Below are 1,533 nucleotides of genomic sequence, written 5' to 3'. Positions count from 1 at the left end.
GCGTACACAACTACTCCCACTGCGATGACAAACAAGCGATAAGTGATCAGTATGATGTCACCAAGCTCAATGCTACCTTGCAAATAATCTGGTAAAACTGCCCGAATGGGATTGCGGCTCCAAAACACCTTGAGCAATTCACTGATCACGAGCATCCCGCCCAGTGTCACGAGCAGTTGCTGAATATGATCACCATACACGGGACGGATCAGCACGCGCTCTAACACGAAACCGAGCAGCATCCCAATGACGATAGCACCTGCGATGGCCAGAAGAAAGCTATCCGTCAATCCGAAAAGCCATACACCTGCAAAGGCTCCCCAGGCAAATAATCCACCGTGGGCAAAATTCAACACACTCATTAAGCCAAAGATCAACGTGAGCCCGGAAGCGAGCAAGAAAATGAGTATGCCTGTCGCCAGTCCATTTACAAGCAGATTAATCGCGACATCCATTTCATTCTCCCCCTCCCCGTTATTCGCTCAGGCAATGCCCAAATATTTTTGTCGCGTATCTGCATCATCCTTCAACTCCTGCATCGCGCCACCGCGGACAATTTTCCCTTCATCCATCAAGTAGTACTGCTCGCCGATCATGCTCGCCATCATAAAATTTTGCTCAACTAAAAGCACGGTCGTTTTTTGCTTCATCGATTCGATGTGGAACATGAGCTTTTCAACCATGATGGGCGCCAGTCCCTTGCTCGGCTCGTCAATTAACAAGAGTCCGTTGCTGTTCACATAAGCTCGTGCAATCGCCAGCATTTGCTTTTGACCACCGCTTAAGTGCCCACTTTTCTTTTTCCAGTAGTGACGCAGGTCAGGGAATAGATCCAGCATCCACGCGAGCTTTTCTTTTTGTTCGTCGTCATTTTTTTGCATGGCGAGCCGAAACGTCTCTTCTACCGTAAAATCATGAAAAATCCCTTGATTCTCCGGTACATAGCCAATCCCCTTACGCGCGATGGAGTAGGTCGGCAAATGTCCGATTTCTTCTCCTCGATAGCGAATTTGGCCATGACGGATCGGGGCCAGCCCCATGATGGAACGAAGCGTCGTTGTTTTGCCAGCGCCGTTTCGTCCAAACAGCACGGTAATACTGCCGGCTTGCACGGATAGTGAGACACCCTGCAAGATGTGAAACTGGTCGAGGTATGTTTCAATCTGATCAAGTTGCAGCATCATGCTTATACAACCCTCCCAAGTAGGCAGACTGCACCTGTTCATTTCGCATCATGTCAGTCGGTGTCCCCTCTGCCAATAGCTCTCCATGAAACAGAACAACCATGTGATCGGAGAGTGATTTGACCATGTCCATCTTGTGTTCGATTAGGATGATCGTGCACGAATTGCTGTCCTTTATTGATTCGATCACCCTCAATACAGCTGGGACTTCCTCCAACGAAATCCCCGCAGTCGGTTCGTCGAGCAAAAGAACATCCGGACGCAGTCCAAGGAGCATGGCCAGCTCCAGCTTTCGTTTCTCCCCGTGCGCCAGTAGGCTTGCCAGCACATCCGCTTTTTTCTCCAGCAA

3 protein-coding genes are annotated in these 1,533 nt (G+C 49.6%); all 3 read right to left on the bottom strand.

Annotated elements, in window-relative coordinates; translation table 11 throughout:
• Window positions 1–455, bottom strand: a 455-nt coding sequence (locus C7R94_RS27590; protein ID WP_146142826.1) for a branched-chain amino acid ABC transporter permease, incomplete at its 3' end; no start/stop codon positions are given.
• A 27-nt stretch (window positions 456–482) separates the two neighbouring features.
• Entirely contained in the window at window positions 483–1,184 is a 702-nt protein-coding gene (locus C7R94_RS27585; RefSeq protein ID WP_047069098.1) for an ABC transporter ATP-binding protein, read from the bottom strand.
• A partial coding sequence (locus C7R94_RS27580; RefSeq protein ID WP_146142825.1) for an ABC transporter ATP-binding protein C-terminal domain-containing protein occupies window positions 1,168–1,533 on the bottom strand: 366 nt, incomplete at its 5' end. The genes C7R94_RS27585 and C7R94_RS27580, both read right to left, overlap by 17 nt.

Origin of the sequence: Brevibacillus sp. NRRL NRS-603 (assembly GCF_003013445.1) — a bacterium.
Lineage (GTDB): Bacteria > Bacillota > Bacilli > Brevibacillales > Brevibacillaceae > Brevibacillus > Brevibacillus formosus.
The sequence above is the reverse complement of the archived record's forward strand: the minus strand, read 5'-3'. Positions and strand labels throughout refer to the sequence as shown.